Source organism: Acinetobacter pecorum, from assembly GCF_014837015.1.
Taxonomy (GTDB): Bacteria; Pseudomonadota; Gammaproteobacteria; order Pseudomonadales; family Moraxellaceae; genus Acinetobacter; species Acinetobacter pecorum.
In genome coordinates this window covers 58,990-76,821 of the sequence record NZ_JACSPT010000011.1, presented here as the reverse complement: position 1 = coordinate 76,821, position 17,832 = coordinate 58,990, and the positions used below count along the sequence as shown (strand labels likewise).

Below are 17,832 nucleotides of genomic sequence, written 5' to 3'. Positions count from 1 at the left end.
GCCCAATTTCTGGATAATATTGAATACTAAGGCTTTTCGCTTTGCGCCAAACTTTGCAACTGGGCCAGCAATTCAGCTTCGCTAAATGCACCAGTCAATCGCAACCCCCGGATTTCCTGCTGCTGCGCATTCAAGAATAAATACGTCGGCGGTCCAAGAATTTCCCATTGATTTAACAGTGCTTGATGAGAAGCATTATATTGGCTTAAATCCAGCTTGATCAGGAAATATGGCGCAAGGGCCTGCTGTACCGCTGCAGATTTTAAAATCCGGTGTTCGATCGGCTGACAGGCGACACACCAGTCGGCATAGACATCAATAATGACCTTTTGTCCTTGTGGGACCTTGGCCAAAATCTGCTGAAATTCTGCCGCATTACGGGCCACATGCCACTTGGCTTCTGTACTCGCCTGCTCCACAAAAAACCGCTGACTGTGCTGATATTGGCTATAAGCAATATAAGGCACGGCCAATGCCAGACACAGGATATACAGCCATCTTAGACCAGTACGATGCCAGAAAATCCGGAATAGCACATAGGCAACAAAGGCCATGCCCAAAGCTAGGGATAACCACTGTAAAACAGCTTCTGAAATCAGCGGCCGAATAAAATACAGCGCCAGCGCCAGCATGATAAAGGCAAAGAGCACTTTAATCTGGTTCATCCAGTGCCCGGCTTTCGGTAGAATCCGCGCCCCCAGAATACTGGCCAGTAGTAAAGGTGTGCCCATTCCGAAACCCAGGGTAAACAGTAGCAGAGCTCCCTGCCACTGACTTTGGGTCTGGGAAATAAACAACAATGCACCTGCCAGCGGTGCAGTCATGCAGGGTCCGACCAGGAGTGCCGAAATCACTCCCATAATACCCGCACTGACCAGACTACCTCCCTGCTGCATGGCCTGTGCCCGGTCCAGACGATGAACCAGACGTTGTGGCAGTTTGATTTCAAACAGGCCAAACAGATTCAGGGCAAACAGGACAAATAGCAGACTAAATCCGATCAAGGTGGCGGGTTGCTGCAACCAGCGCTGGAAGTTCAGGCCGGCTGAAGATGCAATTAAGCCAAGTACCGCATAGACAGCAGCCATACTGCTGACGAAAGTCAGTGCAATCATCCAGGCTTTCAGACCTTTGCTGTCTCGTACAATCAGCGACGTCAGAATCGGCAGCATCGGCAAGGAACATGGGGTAAAAGCCAGTAATATTCCCAAACCAAAGAACAGCAAAAGCCCATAACCTAAAGAGCGTTCAAGCAGCTGGGCTGACCATTTTTGGTCTTGTGCTGCATAGGGTCCGGTTTGCCAGTCTGATGCGGAGAGGTTATCTACAGCAGACTCTGAGGAACCTGCTGTATTAAACAGGGTATTTTGTTGCGGTGAGGCGCTATTCAAATCAAGTAAACGTTTTGTTCCTGATCCGGCTGCTTCAAATTGTACCAGACCAGATAAATCGGTCTTGAACTGGATGGTTTGTGGCGGATAACAGATCCGGTCTTTAGCACAGCCCTGCCAACTGACCTGATAGGATTGCCCCGCCTGGGTCGGAACCTGAAACTTTAACTGCTGGTAATAAACCTGGGTATGCCCATAGTTGTCATCATATAAATCTTCAGCTGGCGGCAATTCAAGCACTAATGCCTGATTGCCCTGCCGCACTTCAATTTTATGCTGATACAGATAATAATTGTCTGGAATCTGCCAGCTCAGTTCAGCCTGCTGCTGACTGGTGGAGATCACAGTTAACGGAAAAGCCTGCTCGGCAGACAACAATGCCGTTTCCGCCTGAGCAGGACTACTGAATACAGAGCAGCCTAAAATGAGCGGGACAAGTACTTTCCCCCAGACCGGAAACTGCGAGTATTTGATCATCTGTAAACTAAACCGCTTAGAACAGGACAGATAAGCCTAGGCCTGAGAAGTAGCTTCGATCTATACCATTCAGATCTACACCTACACTGGCGTCCAACTGGACACGATCGTTTAATGCATACATCACTCCAGTGCCAAGCGCGTATTCATTATTGACTCCTTCAGCCTTACGGTAAACCAGTTCAGAATAGCCTGACCAGCGATCTTTAATCTGGTAGCCTAAAGATGGAACTGCCACAACTGCCCAGTGACTGTCCTGCCATTCATAACGCATGGTGATTGCTGTGCTTACCAACTCATTATACTGATAAGAAACTGCAGAACTGAGGCTGTAAATATCCTCTTCATTACTAAAACCGGCATTGCCTGTCGCAATAATTGCTTCAGCCAGCAAGGCCATACTCAGTTTGTCATCATCCAGATCAATGGCTTTTTTTAGACCGATACTGATATCACCCAAGCCGTCTTCGTCATCGGTCTGACCATTGGATTTTACTTGCTTCCATCCAGGACCATCCCAGCCCAGACGTAGTTCTAAATCCTTGGCAATCCCGGTACGTAACAACATATCTGCATTAAGTCTGGTAATCGTCTGCTCGCCTGAATCGCTATACTGAACTGTGGGCAATCCCTGTTCCCAGGCTACCTTTCCTACGGGAGTGATGCCGGTACCGAGACCTTCACCAGGCCGGTCAAATTCAAAATCAGCTGCGAAAATTTGGGCACTACAACTCGCCAGTGCTATCAGACCCAAAATTCTTAATGTTGTCATATCCAGGCTCTTTTATAAAATGTATTTAACCAAGCTCTTTGGTCATTTTTGCGCCATGACTACGAAGTAGTTCGAGCGTCTGTTTTTCTTCTTGCAGGGCTTCTGACCAGTTAATTTCATCAAAATCACAGTCAAAGAACAGGTCACTAATTGAAGATAAAATTGTCATGCCATCTTCATCTTTGCTATTCGGATCTACTTTTTCATCAAGTAAACGCTGTACGGCAGGTGCACATGCGGCACTTGCAGCATCCCAAAGCGGACCATAAATTTCTTCAGCATCCCAGAGATGCAGATTTACTTTGGCCTGGATCAGCTCTTCCAGAATCTGTAAATGCACTTGTAAACGTGCCTGCTTTTCATCTTCTGAAAGTGGGGTGCCGGCTTCATACAACTCGCACACCTCTTCCCACCATTTAAACAGGCCATCCGACCAGACCGAAATCACCGGACCTTTGTCATGATCTACAAAATTTGGATTGAGTCCACCTGCCAGCAGCTGTTTGACCTGTTCCAGATTCAATTCTTCGAGTGCTTGCACAAAAAGCTGTTGTTGCGCAGTTAACATGATGGAACTCACTTTAATTCGTTTTCGACTATTATGCCGAATAAAGAGGCTTTTGTTGTATTTCCAGCAAGTATATTTTGGTTTTAATATGAAAAAAGCCCCGCAGGGCTCTTTTCAAATCGTTCCGAAATCAGTTTTCTGTATCTACTGTATCCGTATCTGCAAGTTCCAGTGTACCTGCACGAGGGTCATCATTTTTCTCGATAACATGCTCCAGACTGCGTTTCAGCCGGTCAATAGCACCACTAATCGCAGTCGCTACACTCGGTGCACGATGATTGACCACTACTGGTTTCAATCCTGCAGGCCGTGCTTCAATCATGCAGCGAATATCGTCTTCACCGCCTTTGGCGCCATTTTCATCACTAAGATGGACTGAAAAATGGGTAATACGTTCGCTGTGGCGCTGGAATTCCTGATTCAATTCTGCACGTACATACTCAATTAAACGATCGCTATTCTGAATGTGCTTATCTGTACGGATTTCAATATTCATAAATTACCACCCTCGAATCTTTGTAACTTTTTTAGTGCAAAATTCTTTATCTTGGCACGCTCTTAACTTGCTGTTTCACATTGCATTTTACATCTCCAAATGACTGGACTTCTAACCTCCACTTTGAATGATGAACACATTTTTTGAGTCTGCAGAATCGTGTCCTTATATCTAGAATATCGGCCCTATCTGGAAAATATGCAAGTGGTATTTTGGATTTTTAGCAAAAGAATAATTGATTGTGACAAGTACTTACCGAGTTAAAAACAACTGATGAGTTATGGTGTAGTTGCAATATTATTTATGTGACTGGGTATTGAACTCTTCATTATAAAATCTGCTTATAACTTGCAGCCGCCCATTATCCCCAAGAATACAAAATGAGAGCAAATTATTAAAAATAATAGATTTTGTATTTAGAATCACTACGGATAAGCAGATTATTTTTTCATTCTAGTGTGCCGTAGCAGAAACAGCTTTGCAAAAAGCTTAGTTTTGGCTGTTTAAGCAGCAAGATTAAACAATCCAGATACTTTTTTATCTGAATAAAGCTGGACAAGTAACCAATAATCTAAAATTTTAGACCCGGTTTTATGACATCAATGGTGAATAAAATCTAAAAGAGCAATACCTTCAAGATTGTAAGTACCAAGCCATGAGTTCTTTTCATCTGCTCTTACCTGAAAATAATATTTTATGATAAAAATCCTATTATTTTTAACAATTTAAAACCAAGATAACCCTCTTATACCTACTGGATTTTCTATGCTTATTTATAGATAAATAATGTTTTGCCGTCTTAACAAGCAAACAAAGATCACTCTTTTTCGACTTTTTAAAATAAAGACTTAGAAAATTCAGACCGGAATAGCAGTAATAAGACTGATTCCTCCGCGGTCATGACTCCCTGAATATTTTGGCTAGATCCGCAATTTTAACTTTATTTTTACTTATTAATCTGTATGCTTATTCTGCTTTCTTGGGGGAGAGATTTAAATGAAATTTACACAACTCGCAGCACTTTGTGCATTGGCTTCAACTGCAGTATTTGCTCAAGCAAAACCTGTATGGCAGGACTTCAGCATTACTGGTCTTTATGGTGAACACTATGCCTTCCCGGGTGCAGGTGACGATAACCAGCAAACCACTGCAACCTTTGAATATGCTGCCAAGTTGAACTACGGGGATTTCTTCGGTTTTGCTGACCGTACTCATAATGACTCAGGTAATGCAACGTATTTTGAAGTATCACCTCGTTTGAGTCTGGGTGCTGTCACCGGTCAAAAGCTTGAACTTGGACCGATTAAAGATGTATTGATTGCGGGTACATGGGAAGGCAATAGCGCTAACTATCCTGGCAGTGATTTTAACAATTATCTGTATGGTGTTGGCTTTGACCTTGAAATTCCGTATTTTCAGTATACTCAGCTAAACTTCTACAAGGCCGATAATGAAAAAGGCTCTGAAGACGATTACCAAATGACTGTGGTGTACGCTATTCCTTTCAAAGTTGGCACCGAAGACTTTCTTGTTGATGGATTCCTTGACTGGTCTACTGCTGAAAAAAATGGTCATGCGAGCGAGCTTAACTGGACCACCCAATACAAGTGGAATCTGGGCAAACATATCTCTCCAGAAACCCGTCTATACCTAGGTATTGAACATTCTGTCTGGAATAACAAATATGCTGTAAAAGGTACGGACGAAAACAATGTCAGTGCCCTTGTGAAGTATCACTTCTAATTGATGTATGATCAAAAGCAGAACTTCGGTTCTGCTTTTTTTTAAACCATAATTTCAGCTTTATCCTAACAGAACAAGAATATGCCTGATTTTGACATTCGCCCTGCGACCGAACGTGACCTTGAAACCATCCTTGAGATTTATAATCAGGAAGTGCTCTATGGCACTGCGACCTGGAACAGAACAGCCTTTGATCTGAACTATTTCAAAATCTGGTTTAAGCAGCTTAAAAATCAGAATTTTCCAGTTTTTGTGGTTGAAGATACTCGAAATCGGGTCGTGGCTGGTTATGCCTGTTATGATCATTTTCGCAGTATTCAGGGCTTTCGACAGACGGTTGAACATTCCATTTTTTTAAATCCGGATTATGCAGGACAAGGTCTGGGTTCTAAATTATTGCAGTATTTAATTGAACAGGCTCAAGTACAGAAATTGCATATTATGGTTGCCGCAATTGATTCAGAAAATACCTCGTCAATTCGCCTGCATGAAAAACTGGGTTTCGTTCAAACTGCCTATATGCCGCAAGTTGGACAGAAGTTTGGGCAATGGCGTGATTTGGTCCTATTACAACTCAATCTGGATCAGGGTTAATTCACTTTTATTTTAAATTCTTCTCTTGATCTATTTTCTTAACATCAGCCTCCCACTGTCTTTATCACTTTCATATTATCTGATTTTTACTGGATTGGATTACAACAGAGATATTATTTACTTCACAGGCTTGCTATGTTTTATTCGAATTAAACTCATACCGAATAACACCATGTACAAATCTCTATTTTCTATTGCTCTTTTAAGTTTAAGCGCGCTCACTTTTGCTGATTCAGAGTTCGAGAAAGAATTGTATTCAGGCTGTAGCAAAGTGCAAAGTTACGCAAATAATGGCAAGAAATTCTACGACCAGAAACAATATCAAAAGGCCATCGCGCAATTTGAGCAACAAGCGGCCTGGTCATCCTTTTGTGCGATGAATGTAGAAGATGGCGGTACAGCTTTTTCTGAACGTGATATCACCACGGCGTTTAATAATGTCGGTATAAGTTATGCCAAGCTAGGCAAGCCGCAATGGGCACGCGCCTGGTTTTCCGTTTTCCCGAATGCTAAAGCCAGCCAGTTCAATCTAAAACAGTTACCTGTACCAAAAAAACCGAAGAGTCTTGCAGGGAAATATGTCCGCTATGCAGGTTTTGGTCAGTGGAATACGATGGAAGTTAAACAGGCTTCGAATGCCTACCAGATTGAGTTTAATGGACTCTATATGGGTTTACGCAGTCTGATTTATGGTCCTAATATGGGAGAATTTTCAATCCGCATGCCACTGAACAAAACACATACCCAATATCGTTATGACGACTGCAGAATTGATTTGAAATTTCAGTTTAACGCTCAAATTGGACAACAGATTATGGTCAATAGCAGAAATCCGATGTCTTGCGGTTTTGGGCATAATGTCTCGGCGGATGGCATGTATTTAAAGGTTGAGTGATTGCCGATTCAGCGATATCTTATTGCCCTATAAAAAAACATAATATTCAAAATATTATAGGGAAAATATGGCTGATACGGGCAAAGCGATAGGCGGTGAATTTAGAACCGGACAATTTGGCATGTACTTCCTTTGGGATGAAAATACAGAAATCTAATCCCTCCATTATTTAAAAGAAGATTTCCCCTCTCTCTTTAGGAGATGAGAAACTCTGCTTGGTAAGAGGAGATTTAAAATTTAATCCCTCCAAACCTCCCTTTAAAAAAGGGAGGCTTCAGAAGCATTAAATCGCCACCAACTCCCGAATTCCCTTCTCCGGCATTTCACTGCCTACACCTTGCGCCACGACTTGCCCACGTGCCATCACGGTATAACCATCGGCAAGTTCTTCAGCAAAGTCATAAAACTGCTCAACCAGCACAATCGCCATCTCACCACCATCCGCCAGTTTACGAATGACCCGGCCAATGTCTTTAATAATGGATGGCTGAATACCTTCAGTCGGTTCATCCAAAATCAGCACACGCGGTTCAGAAGCAAGGGCTCGTGCAATGGCAAGCTGCTGCTGCTGACCACCGGACAAATCTCCGCCGCGGCGGTGCTTCATTTCCTCCAAGATAGGGAAAATTTCATACAAATGCTCAGGCACTTTACGTGTCTTTGCTCCTTTAAATTTCGCCATGCCAATCAGAATATTTTCCTCCACCGTCAGCGTTGAAAAAATATCTCGACCTTGTGGCACATAAGCCAAACCTTCACGTACACGCTGTTCAGGACTGAGCCTGGATATGTCTTTACCATCCAGCAAAATCTGTCCGGATTTAATCGGTAAAATACCCATCAGGCATTTAAGGAGCGTGGTTTTCCCCACACCATTGCGTCCAAGTACCACCGAACATTCACCCACAGGTGCAGCCAACGACACATCACGTAAAATATGACTGCCACCATAAAATTGATTGACGTCTTTGACTTCTAACATCGCGGTCTCCTTAACGTCCTAAATACTTTTCAATGACATCTTCATTGGTTTGTACTTCTGCCAATGTGCCTTCTACTAAAATTGCGCCTTGTGCCAACACGGTGACTTTTTCACTAATGGTATCAATGAAGCTCATGTCATGCTCGACCACGACTAGGGTGTGATTTTTCTTGAGTTCTAAACACAGCTCCGCCGTGCGTTCAGTTTCTGCATCGGTCATGCCTGCTACAGGTTCATCCAGTAAAATCAGTTTTGGACGTTGCATCAGCAACATGCCGATTTCTAACCATTGCTTTTGACCATGTGACAGTAAGCCAGCAGGTTTATTAATAAATTCTTGCAGACGAATTTGCGTTAAGGACTCATCTAAAGCATTTTGTGCATCAGGATCGAGCTTGCTAAAGAAACTCTTTTTCACCCGCTTGTCTTTGGGTGCAGCCAGCAGCAGATTTTCCATCACTGTGAAATTTTCAAACACTGTTGGTTTTTGAAACTTGCGCCCAATACCAGCTTCGGCAATTTCTTCGGTGCTCATTTTCGACAAATCATAGTTTTGCCCAAAAAAAGCGCTGCCTTCGGTTGGTCGGGTTTTGCCGGTAATCACGTCCATGAGGGTGGTTTTCCCTGCCCCGTTCGGCCCGATGATGCAGCGCAATTCACCCTCTTCGATATACAACGACAAATCATTTAGGGCACGAAAGGCATCAAACCATACACTAACTTTTTCCAGATATAACGCAATGCCGTGAGTAAAGTCTGCGCCTTGTTCTCTTGGACGACCATAGCCTTCAGAAGCATGACCACCATGAGGTTGTAGGATCTCGCTCATTCGCTACGCTCCTTTTTAAAACGGTCAAACAGACCAATAATGCCTTTCGGTAAGAAAATGGTGACCACAATAAATAGCGCACCCAAAATGAGTAACCATGCTTCAGGATAAGCCGAGGTGAAATAGGTTTTTACCCCGTTAATGACACCTGCACCAATCAATGGACCAATCAGTGTGCCACGTCCACCCGCTGCCACCCAAACCGCCATTTCAATCGAGTTCACCGGGTTCATTTCACCTGGATTAATAATGCCGGCTTGTGGCACATACAGCGCCCCTGCAATCCCTGCAATCACCGCAGACAGCACCCATGCCGAGAGCTTGTACCAAAGCGTGCGGTAGCCCAAATATTGCAGACGGTTTTCGCTGTCACGAATGGCACCGAGTACACGACCATAAGGTTTATTCATCAAATGACGTAAGCCGATAAAGCACAGCAACAACACCAATGCCGTGATAAAGCACAAACTTGCCCGCATCGATGCCGAGGTAATGTCCATACCTAAAATAGTTTTAAAACCGGTAAAGCCGTTGTTACCCCCAAAACCGGTTTCATTACGGAAGAACAGTAATGCTGCTGCAAAAGTCATGGCTTGGGTAATAATCGAGAAATACACGCCTTTAATTTTCGAGCGGAAAGCAAAGAAACCAAAAATAAAGGCAATGATGCCCGGCACTAACACTACAAGTGCGAGCGACCAAAGAAAGTACTCCGTACCCACCCAAAACCATGGCACTTCCGTCCAACTGAGGAAGCGCATAAAGTCAGGAATGCCATCCCCTGCAGACTGGCGCATCAGGTACATCCCAAAGGCATAACCGCCAAGGGCAAAGTACAAACCATGCCCCAAACTTAAAATGCCGGCATAGCCCCAGACTAAATCCAGTGCCAAAGCGACCAAGGCCAAGCACATGATTTTGCCAATCAAGGTAACCCAATAAGCAGATAAATGCAGGGTTGAATCGGCAGGTAATAAATGTAGCCATGGCAATGCCAATAAGATGGCAAAGCACACGGCTATGGCAATCCCGCTATGTGGTTTGTCGGATAATAATTGTTTAATCTTCATGTGCTTACTCCACAAAACGACCTTTGATGGCAAACAAACCTTGTGGACGTTTTTGAATAAACAAAATCACAAGCACCAAGAGAACAATTTTTGCCAGTACCGCACCAATGCCAATTTCCAAGGCGGTACCGCTAATACCTAGACCAAGCGCTGCAAGGACTGCACCCCACACCTGACCTACACCACCGACAACTACAACCAAGAAGGCATCAATAATGTAGTTTTGCCCTAAATCCGGCCCGACGTTACCGACTTGTGCCAAAGCACATCCGGCTAGTCCTGCAAGACCTGAACCTAAACCAAAGGCCATCATATCGATACGACTAGAACGAATACCGACTGCTCGCGCCATTTGACGGTTTTGTGTCACCGCACGAACGAATAGACCAAAACGGGTTTTATTCAGTAGGTAAACCAACAGTAAAAGCACTGCAATGGTAAAGACAATAATCGCAATACGGTTATAGGGCAGCATTAAGCTAGGCGTGATAGAGATCCCGCCCGACAGCCATGAAATGTTCGATACTTCAACATTTTGTGCACCAAAAGTCATCCGTACCAATTGCATCAGAATGAGACTGACACCAAAAGTGGCAAGCAAGGTTTCCAACTGGCGACCATAGAGTGGACGAATCACGGTACGTTCAATCAACATGCCGATCAGCCCACTTACCAAGAATGCCGCAGGAATCGCGGCGATTAAGTACCAATCGACATAGCTGCCCAAATAGCTTTTAAACAGGCTTTGCACCACATAAGTGGTATAGGCGCCAATCATAATGAGCTCGCCATGTGCCATATTGATGACACCGAGCAAACCGTAGGTAATCGCAAGACCCAGTGCAGCAAGCAACAAAATACTGGCGGTACTTAAACCTGAAAATAAATGTCCTGTCCATTCGCTGGCTTGAATACGGGTTTTAATACTGCTTTTCGCTTCAAGCAAAGCCGCTTTCAGTTCAGGATGGATATTCGGCTGTGCCAACTCATTGTCGATCATCGCCAAGACATCAGGACGATTAGAATCTTGTAAAATTTTTGCGGCTTGAATTTTGACGAGCACATCTGAGTTTTGATAATCCAGACGCGCTTTCAACTGTGCCAAACGGGCTTTGACTTTATTGTTTTGTTCTTTTAAATACAGCGCATTGATATGTGCTATATCAAGTTCTGCAAGATTGCTTTCATAAATATCAATCGCTTCTAAACGCTCAGAGGCATCATCCGACTTCAACTTGCTTTGTGCCAAACCAAAGGTCAGTGCTTTACGCAAGGTATTCACCAAAGTGACTTGTGCAAGGTCACTTGGCCAATCTGCAACGACATCTAAACTTGGATAACTGAGCAACTGATTATCGGCTTCTAAAATATAAGTTTGTCCTTGAGAACCGCTATAAAGCTGGTTGTTTTCAACATATTCTGCAAGCTGATCTAACTGTTCAATACTGCCTGGCCATTGATTGAGTAAAGCACGACGTTGAGCAAAATCACCTTGCACAAATTGCTGAATCGCATCTTGTTGTTGTATCGCTATGGTTGAATTATTGTCTTGTAAAGAGGTTTCTGCTGTTGCCATTTGCATACAAAATATTTGTATAAAAAACAGAAAAATAGTGGCGATATTCACACGAATATTCATTATATACACCCCTATTCCATTGGAAGTTTTCCGTGGAGAGTAAGAAAAAAATCAGGGAATGCCTGCTACGGCTGTAGCAGGCAAAAGATAGGTCTTATTTAGGAATGTACGGGCTCCAAGGCTCTGCTTGAATAGTTTGAGATGTTTTGTAGACCACATCAAACTGACCATCACCACGAATCTGACCAATCATGACTGGCTTGTGTAAGTGATGGTTGCTTGCATTCATTTTGAGGGTATAACCCGATGGTGCTTTAAATTCCTGACCTGCCATCGCTTCGCGCACTTTATCGACATCTGTGCTGCCCGCTTTTTCAACCGCTTGCTTCCACATATTGATACCGACATAAGTCGCTTCCATGGGGTCATTGGTCACAAACTTGGCTGCATTTGGCAGTTTGTATTCCACCGCATACTGCTTCATCTTGTTCATAAATTCAGTATTACCTGGATTTTTCACTGACATGAAGTAGTTCCATGCGGCTAAATGTCCCACCAATGGTTTGGTATCAATACCACGCAGTTCTTCTTCACCCACCGAGAACGCCATCACTGGAATATCAGAAGCTTTAATGCCCTGATTACCCAATTCACGATAGAACGGTACATTCGAGTCACCATTAATGGTGGAGATCACGGCAGTCTTTTTACCGGCTGCAAATTTCTTCACATTGCCCACAATAGTTTGATAGTTGCTATGACCAAATGGAGTGTATTCTTCCATAATATCGGCATCTGCAACGCCTTTAGACTTTAAGAAAGCACGTAAAATCTGGTTGGTGGTCCGTGGGTACACATAGTCCGTACCGAGCAATACAAAACGCTCAGCCTTACCTCCTTCCTCACTCATCAAGTATTCCACCGCAGGAATGGCCTGTTGGTTTGGTGCAGCACCGGTATAAAAAATATTTTTTGATTGTTCTTGGCCTTCATACTGTACGGGATAGAACAATAAACCATTGAGTTCTTCAACAACGGGCAAAACAGATTTACGCGATACCGATGTCCATGCACCAAAAATCACCGCAACTTTGTCTTGGGTAATCAACTGCCGTGCTTGCTCTGCAAATAGCGGCCAGTCAGATGCAGGATCAACGACCACAGGCTCTAATTTTTTACCGAGCACACCGCCATTGGCATTAATTTCTTTAATAGCCATTAAGGCAGTATCTTTGAGTGATGTTTCGGAGATTGCCATCGTGCCTGACAATGAATGCAGGATACCGACCTTAATCGTGTCACCACTGGCGGCTGCTTTTGGCTCACTCTCACCTGTTGGTGCTGCATCATTTGATTTTGAACATCCTGTTAATGTAACAGCCCCTGCCATAGTTACGGCTAAAATACTTTTTGAAAATAAATTGCGTTGGAACATCAGATTTTCTCCAAACTTTATAATGGTGCATGTTTCATGCTTGTCTTGTTTTACATCTGCTTGGAGTGATTCAATTTCTGTGCCAAGACTTCGAAAAATAAAAAAATTACTTTAACCTACCTCATTATTTGTATTATTAATCATAGATTTAGTAATACTGAAAAGAAATCATGGTCTATTTAAATACTGAGCCCCAATCCATCCTTAAATAGCTTTGGTAAAGACCAATGAAAATATGATCAAACTAAAACGGAAGAGCGTGTACAAAAAAAGTGCAGCTCATTGAATATTTTTTGCACTGTTTTAAAACAAAAAATCCCGCGCTTGCGGGATTTTTTGATTGCTCAAATTCGATAGTTTAAACCACCAAATCTGCCAGATTACCTTTTTGCTCCAGCCAGTCTTTGCGGTCACTGGCACGTTTTTTTGCCAAGAGTTTATCCAGTAGACCTGCGGTAAAATGCGCATCATCCAGATCCAGCTGCACCAGACGGCGCGTGTTCGGATCAAGTGTAGTTTCACGCAACTGGCTGGCATTCATCTCGCCCAGACCCTTAAATCGGGTAATTTGCGGATTCTTGGTTTTGCATTTTTTCAGGATGCTGTTCAGCTCGTCTTCATCCAAAGCGTAGTGCACATCTTTGTTGTCATCAATCCGGAATAAAGGCGGCATGGCGACATACAGATGCCCTTCTTCGACCAGAGTTGGGAAATGCTTCACAAACAGGGCGCAAAGCAGGGTCGCAATATGCAGACCATCCGAGTCGGCATCGGCCAGAATACAGATCTTGCCATAACGCAGCTCAGACAGATCATCTGAACCCGGATCCACGCCAATGGCAATCGCGATGTTGTGTACTTCCTGAGATGCCAGTACTTCATCAGAAGAGACTTCCCAGGTATTTAAAATCTTGCCACGAATTGGCATGATCGCCTGAAAATTCTTGTCACGCGCCTGCTTGGCCGAACCGCCCGCAGAATCCCCTTCCACAATAAACAATTCTGACTGGTCTAGATCATGGCCTACACAATCCGACAGTTTCCCCGGCAAAGTTGGACCCGCGACAATCTTCTTACGCTCAACTTTCTTGGCCGCTTTCAGACGGCGACCGGCTTTGGAAATGGCCATTTCAGCCAGTTGCATGGCAATGTCAGAATTCTGGTTCAACCATAATGCAAAGGCATCTTTGGCAATATTCTGCACAATCCCTACTGCTTCACGGCTCGACAGACGTTCTTTGGTCTGACCTGAGAACTGCGGCTCCTGGAATTTCAGTGACAGGATATAGTTCACGCCGTCCCAGACGTCTTCGGCAGAGAGTTTCATATTCCGCGGCAGCAAATTACGCAGTTCACAGAACTCGCGCATCGCATCAGTCACGCCTGAACGCAAACCATTCACATGGGTGCCGCCCTGCGCGGTCGGAATCAGGTTGACATAAGATTCCTGAACACTTTCACCACCTTCAACATTCCAGCAAATCGCAAATTCTGCGCTGGCGCGCTCTGCATCACCTGTGGCGACAAAAGCTGGTGCCGGAATAATTTCACGGTCTTCCAACTCATCCATCAAATAGTCAACCAGACCATTTTCAAACTGCCAGGTGATCTTTTCATCATTGATCTGATCAATATAATTGATCTGTAAACCTGCGGCCAGAACAGCTTTGGCTTTGAGATTATGTTTTAACGCTTTTAAGGCAAATTTAGGCGAATCAAAATATTTAGCTTCTGGCCAGAAGTGAACTGTTGTCCCGGATACCCGTTTTGGTGCCTTACCTGCCAGTACTTCAAGTGGTGCAACCGGTTCGCCATTTTCAAAGGCCATTTTATACAGGTTACCCTGACGCCGTACCGCAACTTCAACACGGGTCGACAGTGCATTCACCACCGAGATCCCGACGCCATGCAAGCCACCGGAAAACTGGTAGTTATCGGTACTGAACTTGCCGCCGGCATGCAGTTTGGTCATGATGATTTCAATACCGCTCTGGCCATATTCCGGGTGTATATCTACCGGCATACCACGGCCATTGTCTTCGACTGACAAAGAACCATCTTTATAGACCGTGACGGTAATTTTATTGGCATGCCCTGCCAGTGCCTCATCGACAGCATTATCAATCACTTCCTGGGCCAAATGGTTGGGACGAGAAGTATCGGTATACATGCCCGGACGACGACGGACCGGGTCCAGACCAGACAGAACTTCGAGAGATTGAGCCGTATATTGAGACACGTTATTCGGTTTCCTTTTTTATGCAGTCCAATAAAAACTGTAAGACGAACGGAATTTTTTCCGCAAAATCATCCATCCCGTGACTGCCATGCGCTTCAGTCATCAGCATAGCCGGGGGATGCGCAGCACTATAATAACGATGTGCTTCACGATAATCCAAAACTTCATCACCTTGTTGCAGCAGAACCAGTATTTTGTCTGCATCTTGTGCAACCGGCAGGGCCAATTGTTGCAGTTGTGTCAGATCTGCCTCATCCAGACACCAGTTTGGATGTACCTGATAAGGTAACTGCTCATCAAACAGTTCACGAAACAGTTGCCATGGTCGCATTGCCGGATTGATCAGTACAGCAGGCACAGCATGCTGTGCGACCAGATGTGTCGCATAAAATCCCCCGAGACTGCTGCCCAGCAATGCGACCTTTTGCATTGACTCAATCAGCGCGGACACATGTGCAATGGCAGCATTCGGTGGCATGTTTAAATCAGGTAAATGTACCCGGATCTCTGGATACTGTGCACAGTAGTGTTGCAGCAATCTCCCCTTGATCGAGTTCGAATTACTCTTAAATCCATGCAAATAAATGATATTCATCAACTATCAACAAAAAACCCATCAATCATCAAAATTTAATTTAAAAATGTGAAGTACACTACTTTTTATAACCTGTTAATTGCTTAAATTGTCTGACAAAAAAGCTCAAAATCTTTTCTCATTCTCGTTATTTTAATCGAAGGCTCTTAAAAATCTGGAAACCCAACAAGAAAAAGAATTTATACCGCGAAGTTCTTTAAAAAGAAAGACAGTACTACACGCGGCTCAATGAAAGGACAGGATCAGATGCCAAGTTTGACACCGTTACATGAAACCTATTGTCGCTGGGACCGAACCCCGCCGAGTCAGGCCGATGTACTGGAAGGTCTGGCGCAGCTGGTCACGATGCGCTTTAATGATGTGATCCAGGAGCTGGTCAAAAGTCTTCAACGCGAAATTTTAATGAGTATTTTTGGTTTAAGTGAAAACAATTCACAGAAAATTCAGAATATTCCTTCGATTGTGCGGCTCTACCAAATGTCTTATGACATGCTGTTTCATTATGGCAATACCCTGATTGCTCCCGCTTTGCGCCAGATCATTGAACGGTTTCCAAAACTGCACAACAAACCGTTGACCCCTTCCTTGCATTTCCTGGTCAGTGCCTTAAATGGCATTATCGGGGACTACCTGCTGAAATATCAAAACCCTCTCGCCCTACCGATGGTGATCTATGACCATTATGGCTCGCTGCAAAAAGGTGAGCTGAGCGGCCGTATTACCCTGTTTGTACATGGCCTGTGCATGAACCATTTAGACTGGTCAAATCGCAAATATGAAGGAATCGGTGAAAAATTACTGGCGCAGCGCAGCCGCAATACCATGCTCTACCTGAACTACAATACCGGACGCCGGATTTCTGCCAATGGTCGCAGTCTGGCAAATACCTTACAGGAACTGGTCACCCGCAATCCGCGAATTACCAGTATTGACCTGATTGGACATAGTATGGGTGGACTGGTCTCACGCAGTGCACTGTTCTATGGCAAGCAAAATATGTATGGCTGGGTCAACATGGTGGAGAATCTGGTTTGTCTGGGTTCACCGCATCATGGTGCGGTACTGGAACGTTTTGGCTTTAGCCTGCAGGACAAACTTGGACATTTTCCACTGATCCGGCTAATTGGCCATCTGGTCAATATCCGCAGTAACGGGATTCTGGATTTACGCCATGGTAGTGTTCGTGATGATGACTGGGAGCATAATCCGCTTCGTATCGGCCTTATGGATGATCACCGCAAACCTGCCCCGATTCCCTCTCATATCGATACCTATCTGGTTGCAGGTACCATTGAGTTTGAACACCGCAAGAACAAGACCTTGCATATGATTGGCGATTATCTGGTCAGTTTGAAAAGTGCTTTGGGCGAGCACCCTAATCCTCGTTTCCAGCTCAAAGTCCCGGATGCACATAAGGCTATTTTCTATGGCCTGAACCATTTTGAAATTCAGTATCATCCACTGGTGGCCGAACAGATCGTACGCTGGTTTTATCCAAGTGTAGAAGATGAAGCCTTTGATCAGATTCATGAATATCTAATGGACCTGGACAGCCTGGAAGGCATTGCCCTGACCTAAACTCAAGCACATAAAAAAGCCCTCGATTAAGGGCTTTTTTATGACTGACTGAATTAATATTTGTCTCTCAGTCGTTTAACCGGTACGGTTTTATATTTACGCAGCAGTTGCCATACACTGACCAGCAGTAAAATACTGAAAAAGATCAAGGACCAGACAGGCAAGGATTGGCCCAGGAAGGTCCAGTCAACCGTGGCACATTCCCCTGAACCATTGAGCACCTGTTGTAATACAGACTGCAACGGCAAGGTTTCCAGCCAGTATTCCAGACCGGGACCACAGCTCGGCACCTGATCTGGGGGCAGGTTCTGCAGCCAGACATGCCGCGCCGCCACCCCCACAGACCACAAAATACTGAGCGAACCCAGCAAGGCATAAAACCGTTTCATGAGATTGGATGCAGGGTTATGCAGACATGCAATGAGGGAGATAATCCCCAGTCCGATTAATCCGACACGTTGAAACACACAGAGCGGACAAGGTGCAAGCCCTTGTACATGCTCAAGATATAAGGCAAATGCCATGCCGATGACAGCAGCCAGAAACAACACCCCACTCACGAAGCGATAACCCCATTGCATGGTGAATC

Annotated in this window: 16 protein-coding genes; 4 read left to right on the top strand and 12 right to left on the bottom strand. The window is 44.4% G+C overall.

Annotation, left to right across the window (positions count from 1 at the left end):
• Positions 1-26: 26 nt before the first annotated feature.
• The 4 genes from dsbD to H9629_RS09815 all read right to left on the bottom strand — a co-directional run bounded on the left by dsbD (position 27) and on the right by H9629_RS09815 (position 3,704).
• Positions 27-1,868, bottom strand: a complete 1,842-nt coding sequence (dsbD, locus tag H9629_RS09830; RefSeq protein WP_225215777.1) for a protein-disulfide reductase DsbD — start codon at positions 1,866-1,868, stop codon at positions 27-29.
• A 16-nt stretch (positions 1,869-1,884) separates the two neighbouring features.
• Positions 1,885-2,640: a transporter gene (locus H9629_RS09825; RefSeq protein ID WP_191731008.1), complete on the bottom strand. Its 756-nt coding sequence runs from the start codon at positions 2,638-2,640 to the stop codon at positions 1,885-1,887.
• Between the two features lie 25 nt (positions 2,641-2,665).
• Positions 2,666-3,208, bottom strand: a complete 543-nt coding sequence (locus H9629_RS09820; RefSeq protein WP_064095088.1) for a hypothetical protein — start codon at positions 3,206-3,208, stop codon at positions 2,666-2,668.
• Positions 3,209-3,338: 130 nt separating this feature from the next.
• Entirely contained in the window at positions 3,339-3,704 is a 366-nt protein-coding gene (locus tag H9629_RS09815) for an HPF/RaiA family ribosome-associated protein (protein ID WP_064095089.1), read from the bottom strand.
• Between the two features lie 996 nt (positions 3,705-4,700).
• On the opposite strand from H9629_RS09815, the gene H9629_RS09810 reads away from it, so the two are divergent.
• From H9629_RS09810 to H9629_RS09800, 3 genes are all read left to right on the top strand, one after another.
• Positions 4,701-5,447 carry an outer membrane protein OmpK gene (locus tag H9629_RS09810; RefSeq protein WP_064102593.1) on the top strand — a complete coding sequence of 249 codons (747 nt, stop codon included), beginning with the start codon at positions 4,701-4,703 and terminating at the stop codon, positions 5,445-5,447.
• A gap of 81 nt (positions 5,448-5,528) precedes the next feature.
• Positions 5,529-6,041, top strand: a complete 513-nt coding sequence (locus H9629_RS09805; protein ID WP_064095091.1) for a GNAT family N-acetyltransferase — start codon at positions 5,529-5,531, stop codon at positions 6,039-6,041.
• Positions 6,042-6,213: 172 nt separating this feature from the next.
• Positions 6,214-6,936: an outer membrane protein assembly factor BamD gene (locus tag H9629_RS09800; RefSeq protein WP_191731007.1), complete on the top strand. Its 723-nt coding sequence runs from the start codon at positions 6,214-6,216 to the stop codon at positions 6,934-6,936.
• A gap of 283 nt (positions 6,937-7,219) precedes the next feature.
• Here the strand turns inward: H9629_RS09800 and urtE are convergent, their stop codons facing one another.
• From urtE to H9629_RS09760, 7 genes are all read right to left on the bottom strand, one after another.
• Positions 7,220-7,918, bottom strand: a complete 699-nt coding sequence (gene urtE, locus H9629_RS09790) for an urea ABC transporter ATP-binding subunit UrtE (protein WP_191731006.1) — start codon at positions 7,916-7,918, stop codon at positions 7,220-7,222.
• A 10-nt stretch (positions 7,919-7,928) separates the two neighbouring features.
• Positions 7,929-8,747: an urea ABC transporter ATP-binding protein UrtD gene (gene urtD / locus H9629_RS09785; RefSeq protein ID WP_191731005.1), complete on the bottom strand. Its 819-nt coding sequence runs from the start codon at positions 8,745-8,747 to the stop codon at positions 7,929-7,931.
• The gene (gene urtC, locus H9629_RS09780; protein WP_144724137.1) at positions 8,744-9,817 is read right to left on the bottom strand and encodes an urea ABC transporter permease subunit UrtC; all 1,074 of its coding nucleotides are present in this window, start codon (positions 9,815-9,817) and stop codon (positions 8,744-8,746) included. The genes urtD and urtC overlap by 4 nt, the downstream gene beginning before the upstream one ends.
• Positions 9,818-9,821: 4 nt before the next feature.
• Positions 9,822-11,456 (bottom strand): urea ABC transporter permease subunit UrtB, encoded by a 1,635-nt coding sequence (urtB, locus tag H9629_RS09775; RefSeq protein WP_191731004.1) that lies wholly within the window; start codon positions 11,454-11,456, stop codon positions 9,822-9,824.
• 94 nt (positions 11,457-11,550) lie between these two features.
• Positions 11,551-12,831 carry an urea ABC transporter substrate-binding protein gene (gene urtA, locus H9629_RS09770; protein ID WP_144724135.1) on the bottom strand — a complete coding sequence of 427 codons (1,281 nt, stop codon included), beginning with the start codon at positions 12,829-12,831 and terminating at the stop codon, positions 11,551-11,553.
• Between the two features lie 358 nt (positions 12,832-13,189).
• Positions 13,190-15,070, bottom strand: coding sequence for a DNA topoisomerase IV subunit B (gene parE / locus H9629_RS09765; protein WP_064095105.1), 1,881 nt, complete (start codon positions 15,068-15,070; stop codon positions 13,190-13,192).
• A gap of 1 nt (position 15,071) precedes the next feature.
• Positions 15,072-15,665, bottom strand: a complete 594-nt coding sequence (locus tag H9629_RS09760; protein ID WP_064102590.1) for a YqiA/YcfP family alpha/beta fold hydrolase — start codon at positions 15,663-15,665, stop codon at positions 15,072-15,074.
• 246 nt (positions 15,666-15,911) lie between these two features.
• On the opposite strand from H9629_RS09760, the gene H9629_RS09755 reads away from it, so the two are divergent.
• Complete coding sequence (locus tag H9629_RS09755; RefSeq protein ID WP_064095179.1) at positions 15,912-17,243, top strand: PGAP1-like alpha/beta domain-containing protein; 1,332 nt, start codon at positions 15,912-15,914, stop codon at positions 17,241-17,243.
• Positions 17,244-17,296: 53 nt separating this feature from the next.
• Here the strand turns inward: H9629_RS09755 and H9629_RS09750 are convergent, their stop codons facing one another.
• Positions 17,297-17,824 carry a disulfide bond formation protein B gene (locus tag H9629_RS09750; protein WP_144724134.1) on the bottom strand — a complete coding sequence of 176 codons (528 nt, stop codon included), beginning with the start codon at positions 17,822-17,824 and terminating at the stop codon, positions 17,297-17,299.
• Positions 17,825-17,832: the final 8 nt, after the last annotated feature.